This is a genomic window from Candidatus Obscuribacterales bacterium (genome assembly GCA_036703605.1).
Classification (GTDB): domain Bacteria; phylum Cyanobacteriota; class Cyanobacteriia; order RECH01; family RECH01; genus RECH01.
The window spans coordinates 24,642-31,597 of sequence record DATNRH010000955.1 but is presented as its reverse complement, the minus strand read 5'-3'; the positions used below and the strand labels follow the sequence as shown (position 1 = coordinate 31,597).

Genomic DNA, 6,956 nt, shown 5'->3' with positions numbered 1-6,956 from the left:
CCTTTCGCGATGAGCGTGGTCTAGATTGGCTGGTAGTGGTGGTGATTCCTGAGCGAGACTTCATGGATCAAATCTACGCCAGCACTTGGCAGACGGCGGCCTTGAGCCTCGTAGCCCTGACCATTGCCATTACAGTAGGTTTGCTCACCAGTCGATACATTGCCCAACCGATTCTTAAGCTGAACCGCGCCTCCAAAGCCATCACCAGTGGGCAGCTTGACCAAACCGTGGAGGTAAGTGGGATCGACGAGCTAGAGCAATTGGGCACCTCCTTTAACCAGATGGCCCAACGGCTGCAGGAAGCGATCGCCACCCTAGAGCAGCGCGTAGCAGAACGCACGGCAGATTTAGAAGACAGTAACCAGAAACTGGAACTCGAAAAAGAACGGGCAGAAAGCGCTAACCGGGCCAAAAGTGCCTTTATTGCCAACATGAGTCATGAACTGCGATCGCCCCTCAATGCGATCATTGGCTTTTCCCAGTTAATGATGCGTGCCAGTCAGATGCCCACGGCACAGCTTGAGCATGCTGGCATTATCTACCGCAGTGGCGATTACTTGCTAACCTTGATTAACAATATTTTGGATCTCTCCAAAATTGAAGCGAATAAGGTCATCTTAACGCCCCGAGATGTCGATCTGCATCGCTTACTCAATGACCTAGAAGATATGCTCTATCTTCGGGCTGAGCATAAGGGGCTGGAACTGATTGTTCAGTATACCGATTCCTTACCACGCTACATCCATGTTGATGACGTGAAACTGCAGCAGGTGTTGATTAACCTCCTGAGCAATGCCATCAAGTTTACCCAGCAGGGTTCCGTATGCCTGACGGTAGCGGTTCAAGATGACCTAGTTCGTGAACAGGGCCATGAGGGCGATGGCTATACCTTCACCTTTACCATCACCGACACGGGGGTAGGCATTGCCGAGGAAGAGATACCCAATCTGTTCCGTGCCTTTAGCCAAACTCAGAGCGGTCTTACCCTGCAGGAAGGCACCGGTTTAGGTTTGCACATTAGCCGTAAGTTTGTGCGCTTGATGGGCGGCGATATCCAGGTCGAAAGCCAGCCCAATGTGGGGACAACTATACAGTTTTCTATTCCGGTGACCCCGGCCCAAACTGCGGTTATTCCTGATGCAGTGCAGCCATCGCAGGTGATAGGTTTAGTAGAAGGACAGCCTACTTATCGCCTGTTAGTAGTAGACGACAAGGATGCTAATCGGCAACTGTTGATAAAACTGCTCCAGCCCATTGGCTTTGACGTGCGTGAGGCAAGCAATGGTCAGGAGGCGATCGCCTGTTGGCAAGACTGGCAGCCCCACTTAATTTGGATGGATGTACGGATGCCGGTCATGGATGGCTACGAGGCAACCCGCATCATCAAAGCCACCCCAAAAGGTGGCTCCACAGTGATTATTGCCCTCACCGCTAGTGTGTTAGAAGAAGAGCAGGCCGTGATTCTTTCCGCAGGTTGCGATGATTTTCTCCGCAAGCCATTTAAAGAAACCATGATCTTTGAGGCGATCGCCCACCATCTAGGCGTTCAGTACCGCTATGCTGAAGGGCCAGTTCCAGCAGCGGGTTCATCATTACCCTTGGATCAAACCTGGAGCGATCGCCTCGCAGAACTGCCACGAGATTGGTTAGAAACCTTCTATCAAGCCGTCTTAGAAGCAGATGTCCATACAGCGATCGCCCTGATTGAACAGCTACCAGCGGAGCAAGACGCGATCGCCCAACCCCTAGCTACGATGGTCAATCAATTTCAGTTTGAAGCCATCCTGTTGTTTTTAGAGTCTCAAATCCAGGATGAACACTCCTAACTATAATCCTAATCAAGGCTCTGTGCTGATCGTGGATGACATTCCCGAGAACCTGCGCCTTTTAACCGATTTATTATCCGAACGTGGCTATCAGGTACGCAGCGTCTCCACAGGACGAATGGCGCTCAAGACCGCCCAGGCCAAACCTCCAGATGTGATTTTGCTGGATATCCGTATGCCAGATATGAATGGCTATGAGGTTTGTGAAGCCCTGCAGGCCAATGTCCGCACCCAAGACATTCCGATTATTTTCATCAGCGCCTTGGATGAAGTCATTGATAAAGTGCGAGCTTTTGACGTCGGTGGAGTGGACTATATTACCAAGCCTTTTCAGCTCGGTGAAGTCATCGCCCGTTTAGAAAACCAGCTCACCATCCGCCGTCAGCAACTCCAACTCCAGCAAGAAATTCGTAAGCGAGCGGAGACAGAAGAAATTTTATATCAGTCACGGGCTCTGCTATCGAGTATCCTCAACAGTTCGCTGGATGGCATTGCCGCCCTGCAAGCCGTGCGGGATCCATCCACCAGTGTCATCTACGATTTTCAATGTTTGACCCTGAATCCTGTTCTGAGCCAGATTCTCAACCGCCGCCAAGAAGATTTGATCGGCAAGTCGTGCATACGGCAGTTTCTCCAGAAGGTCAGCGATACCCTGTTTGACGAATTTGTACAGGTGGTGGAAACAGGAACACCCCTCGAACAAGATTTTTACTACCAACGGGAGCCGATCGATGCTTGGTATCATTTTGTGGCCGTGAAGCTGGGGGATGGCTTCGCCGTGACTGTGCGAGACATCACCACCCGGAAAACCATTGAGCTAGCGCTGGAAGAGGCAAATAGAACCCTAGATGCCCTCGCCTATTTGGATGGCTTGACCCAAGTAGCCAACCGCCGCCGCTTTGATCAACAAATGCAGCACGAATGGCTACGGCTAGCCCGAGAGCAGCAACCGCTGACCTTAATTCTGTTCGATGTTGATTATTTCAAACCCTACAATGACTACTATGGCCATCAGTGCGGAGATGATTGCCTGATTCGCATTGCCCAAGCCGTGCAGACAATCATGAAGCGCCCCGCCGATCTGCTGGCTCGCTACGGTGGCGAAGAGTTTGCCGTTATCTTACCCAATACCGATGTGAGCGGCGGACAATGGGTTGCCAATCAGATTCAACAGATGGTGCGATCGCTAGCCATCCCCCACGATCGCTCCCAGGTGAGTACCGTGATCACCGTCAGTTTAGGGATCGCCTGCGCCATTCCTCACGTAGACGGTGATGCCAGCGACTTGCTCAGACAAGCCGATCGCGCCCTTTATCTCGCCAAGCAAGAAGGACGCGATCGCTCTGTGATCAGTTCACCCAACTGCCTAAGCCAGTAATTCCCCGGTTTCCTGTAGCGTATGCAGACGATGGTAGAGACCGCCCCGCTGCAAGAGTTCATCGTGGCTGCCCACTTCTACAATCTGCCCTTGGTCGAGCACGACGATTTTGTCAGCTTCCCGCACCGTACTTAAGCGGTGGGCGATGATCAGCGTGGTGCGGGTGCCTAGGATACTGCGCATGGCGAGCTGAATGGAACGCTCCGACTCATAGTCGAGACTGGACGTAGCTTCATCAAACACCAGCACATCCGGATCCATCAGCAACGCCCGCGCAATCCCCAAGCGCTGCCGCTGTCCGCCAGAAAGCCGCACACCCCGTTCCCCCACGATGGTGAAATAGCCATCGGGCAACAGATGGATAAATTCATCCACCCGCGCAATGCGACAGGCTTCTTCCACCTGCTGAAAGCTGGCCTTGCCGTTGCCATAGGTAAGGTTATCCAACAGCGTGCCGTTGAACACATCGACCTCTTGGTGAACAATGGCTAATCGCTTGCGATAGCCTGATACATCCAACTGGCGAATATCTTGCCCATCCATCAAAATCCGGCCGCTTTGGGGCTCGAAGTAGCGGAATAGCAGCTTCACCAAGGTAGACTTACCCGATCCCGATCGCCCCACGAGGGCCACCGTTTGGTAGGGTTCAATCAACAGGTTAATGTCATTCAGAACAGGGCGATCGCGCTCATAGCCAAAGGTGACATGGGAAAGATCAACCTTACCTGTGAACTGATACTGACGAATGCCAGCCCCATGGTCTAAGCTGGCGGCATCACTCCCACTGGGCAGTTTCATAAACTCATGGAACCGCATCAGCGAGGCATAGCGGCGGGCAAACACCTCCGCCAGCATACTCAAAGGCTCCAACTCCGCGTAGGCCATACTGGCCACGGTGTAGGTGGTGATGAAATGCCCAATGGACATGCGCCCGTTTAGGGTAGCCCAGAGGGTGAGCCCAAACACCGCAAAGGTACTCGCCTGCACCACTAAGCGCTGTTGGGTATAGAGCACCACATAGCCCTTGTGAATGCGATGGATCACCACCTTCAACTCACGGTTGAGCCGCTGGGTTTGGCGCTGCAGCTCATCCTGTTCCGTGGCAAAGGCTTTCACCGTTTTGATATTGGTGATGATCTCAGAAGTACGGCTCTCCGTGCTTTCCATATAGCGATCGAGGGCTTCTTCTCGCCGAATTAACCGCCGTAGCTGCAGGAAAAGGTACGTGAGCAGCGCCACAAACGATGCCAAAATCAGCAAGGCAATGGGCCAGTCGAGCAGGGCAATAAAGATAATGATCGCCATCACCCGCACCAGCTTGGGAATAAACTGACCCGCCACTTCTGGGTAACCCCAGGTGTGATTACTTAACCCCCGTGCCAAGCGGCCGGCAATGCGGCCAGGGTTATGTTCGTCATAGAACTCTAGGGGCAAGGTAAGGATTTTCTGAATGGTGCGCTGGGTTTGGTCGCGGCGAGCCCGCAGGGGAATGTCCCAGTGAAACCAAAGACCCACCCACGGCTGGATGGGCGATCGCACCACCGTCACCAAAAACACCATGACCAATAAACTCCCCAGGGTAAACCCTTGCCCCGGCGTGGCTTGGAACAGCGTCGCCAGAGCTTGCACCATCCTGTTCAGAATGGCATCAATGGGTTGTCCTGACAGAATGTTAATCACCTGCCCAACGATATAGGGCACTACAAGGTCAATAACTTCAAAAAGACTGGTGATCGCAATGCTGTAGATGGCGATCGCTCGATAGTCTTTGAAATAACGTAGAATGTCGCGAAAGTTTGCCATACCCTGTTCCTGGTTTAGCCAACGGTCATGCTGGAGTGCATTCCAGTTTTGCAAATTTACCCTCATCCCCCAGCTCCTGCTCCCAAAAAGGTAGAAGGGGAGCAAGATTCAAAGTCCCTCCCCCGCTCTGGGAGAGGGATTTAGGGTGAGGGTTACAGAAATGGGACGCCCCCTCATACTGCACCAAGGCAGCATACTACATTTGTAGCATAGTTGTAGCACAAAAAGGAGAGCCTTGTATGGCTGCATGGACTAAGTCATCCGCACGGGGATCTACGGAGTGACCCATGGAGCAAACCACGTCCTGACCTGCGTTGTGACCCATAGAGTGACCCACGGAGCGATCGCTTCTCCTAGCTTGCCAATCTGTTGGGCTAACCCGATACCCCCAGCTAGGTGAACTCCATGGCAACTTGGGATTAATCGTTGGCTTTCTGAGCTTTGTAAAGAGATTTGAAGCGGTTTTGCTGCACCTTGTGATCGACAATGGGGGCAGGATAGCTGCAGCGATCGCGTTCCCAAAAGGGGATATCGCCGGTCACCAAGGCCTGGGTGTCTACACTGCGCAACTCTGGCAACCACTGGCGAATGTAGTCTGCCTCAGGATCAAACTTCTTGGCCTGGCTGGCCGGATTGAAGATCCGCAAAGGCTTAGGATCCATACCGCTGGAGGCGCTCCATTGCCAGCCGCCGTTGTTAGACGCCAAATCGCCGTCCACCAAGCGCTGCATAAAGTAGCGTTCGCCCCACTGCCAGTTGATGATCAGATCCTTGGTGAGAAAACTCGCGACAATCATGCGACAGCGGTTATGCATCCAGCCGGTTTCGTTGAGCTGGCGCATGGCGGCATCGACAATGGGATAGCCGGTACGCCCCTCACACCAAGCTTGGAACTGGTCGGGGTGATTATCCCAAGGAAAGTCCTTAAACGGAGCGCGGTAGGGGCCATCAGCCAGTTCAGGGAAGAAATAAAGGGCATGGTGGTAGAACTCTCGCCAGGCAATTTCCTGCTGCCAGGTTTCCACATGGGTGCGAGTTTCGTCACTGCGGCTGCGTTGGTAGGCGGCATCGGCGGCGACCCAGAGGGTGCGGATGCCCAGGGTACCAAATTTCAGCGCTGCACTCAGGCGAGAGGTGCCGGGCAAAAAGGGAATGTTGCGCTGGTCGTTATAGGTGGCGATCGCCTGCTCGCGGTCACAAAAGTCATAGAGGCGCTCGTGGGCGGCCTGTTCCCCGGGGGCCAGCAGCAGCTCAGCATCCCAGGTGAATCCCAAGTCGTTGGCTGAGGGTAGGGCGATGGTGTGGTCATGGGCGATCGCCTGTTCTGCATCGGTCAAGCCTCCTAGCTGTTCTGGCGTAGGAGCAGGGGGTAGCTTGGCTTGCGATCGCCAGTTGCGCCAAAAGGGCGTGTAGACCGTATAGGGGGTGCCGCTGCCCGTTTTCACGGCTCCCGGCTCATGGAGCAGGTGATCCCAGGTGGTTTGCACCGTGATGCCTGCCTGCTGGAGAGCTTCCGTGACCTGGCGATCGCGCTCCTGGGCATAGGGTTCCACATCCAGATTCCACGCCATCTGGGTAGCACCCAACGCTTGGGCCAGACGGGGCAGCACCTGGGCCGGCTGTCCTTGAACAATCAGCAACTGACTCCCCGCTTGGGCATAGCGCTGCTGTAGATCTGCCAAACTGCCCAGGAGATAGACCACCCGCGCCGCCGCCACCTCCTGGGGATCGAGCAACGCCGGATCGAGGCAGAACACTCCCACCAAGCGCGGACTACGCTGCGCCAGGGTTGCCAGTCCCACATTATCGCTGAGACGGAGATCGCGGCGATGCCAAAATAAACCCAACTCTGTCATAATCCTGCCTGTTATCGACTACCAGTCGCCTACTATTATTACGAAGCTTGGCCAAGGGCGATCGCATGGACAGAGAATTACACCGTGATCAGA

The 6,956-nt window shown here is 54.1% G+C and carries 4 protein-coding genes; 2 read left to right on the top strand and 2 right to left on the bottom strand.

What is annotated here, in order from left to right; all coding sequences use genetic code 11:
* Positions 1 to 1,826, top strand: a 1,826-nt coding sequence (locus V6D20_19635; protein HEY9817996.1) for an ATP-binding protein, incomplete at its 5' end; no start/stop codon positions are given.
* Positions 1,813 to 3,204 carry a diguanylate cyclase gene (locus V6D20_19630; protein ID HEY9817995.1) on the top strand — a complete coding sequence of 464 codons (1,392 nt, stop codon included), beginning with the start codon at positions 1,813 to 1,815 and terminating at the stop codon, positions 3,202 to 3,204. The genes V6D20_19635 and V6D20_19630, both read left to right, overlap by 14 nt.
* On the opposite strand, the gene V6D20_19625 is transcribed toward V6D20_19630, so the two are convergent.
* On the bottom strand, positions 3,193 to 5,073 hold the full coding sequence (locus tag V6D20_19625; GenBank protein HEY9817994.1) for an ABC transporter ATP-binding protein: 1,881 nt from the start codon (positions 5,071 to 5,073) through the stop codon (positions 3,193 to 3,195). The genes V6D20_19630 and V6D20_19625 overlap by 12 nt on opposite strands.
* Positions 5,074 to 5,426: 353 nt before the next feature.
* Positions 5,427 to 6,863, bottom strand: a complete 1,437-nt coding sequence (locus V6D20_19620) for an FAD-binding domain-containing protein (protein ID HEY9817993.1) — start codon at positions 6,861 to 6,863, stop codon at positions 5,427 to 5,429.
* Positions 6,864 to 6,956 lie beyond the last annotated feature (93 nt).

Coding starts and splice junctions, on each gene's coding strand:
- V6D20_19625 (HEY9817994.1), bottom strand. CDS start 5,073: ATGAGGGTAAATTTGCAAAACTGGAATGCACTCCAGCATGACCGTTGG.
- V6D20_19630 (HEY9817995.1), top strand. CDS start 1,813: ATGAACACTCCTAACTATAATCCTAATCAAGGCTCTGTGCTGATCGTG.
- V6D20_19620 (HEY9817993.1), bottom strand. CDS start 6,863: ATGACAGAGTTGGGTTTATTTTGGCATCGCCGCGATCTCCGTCTCAGC.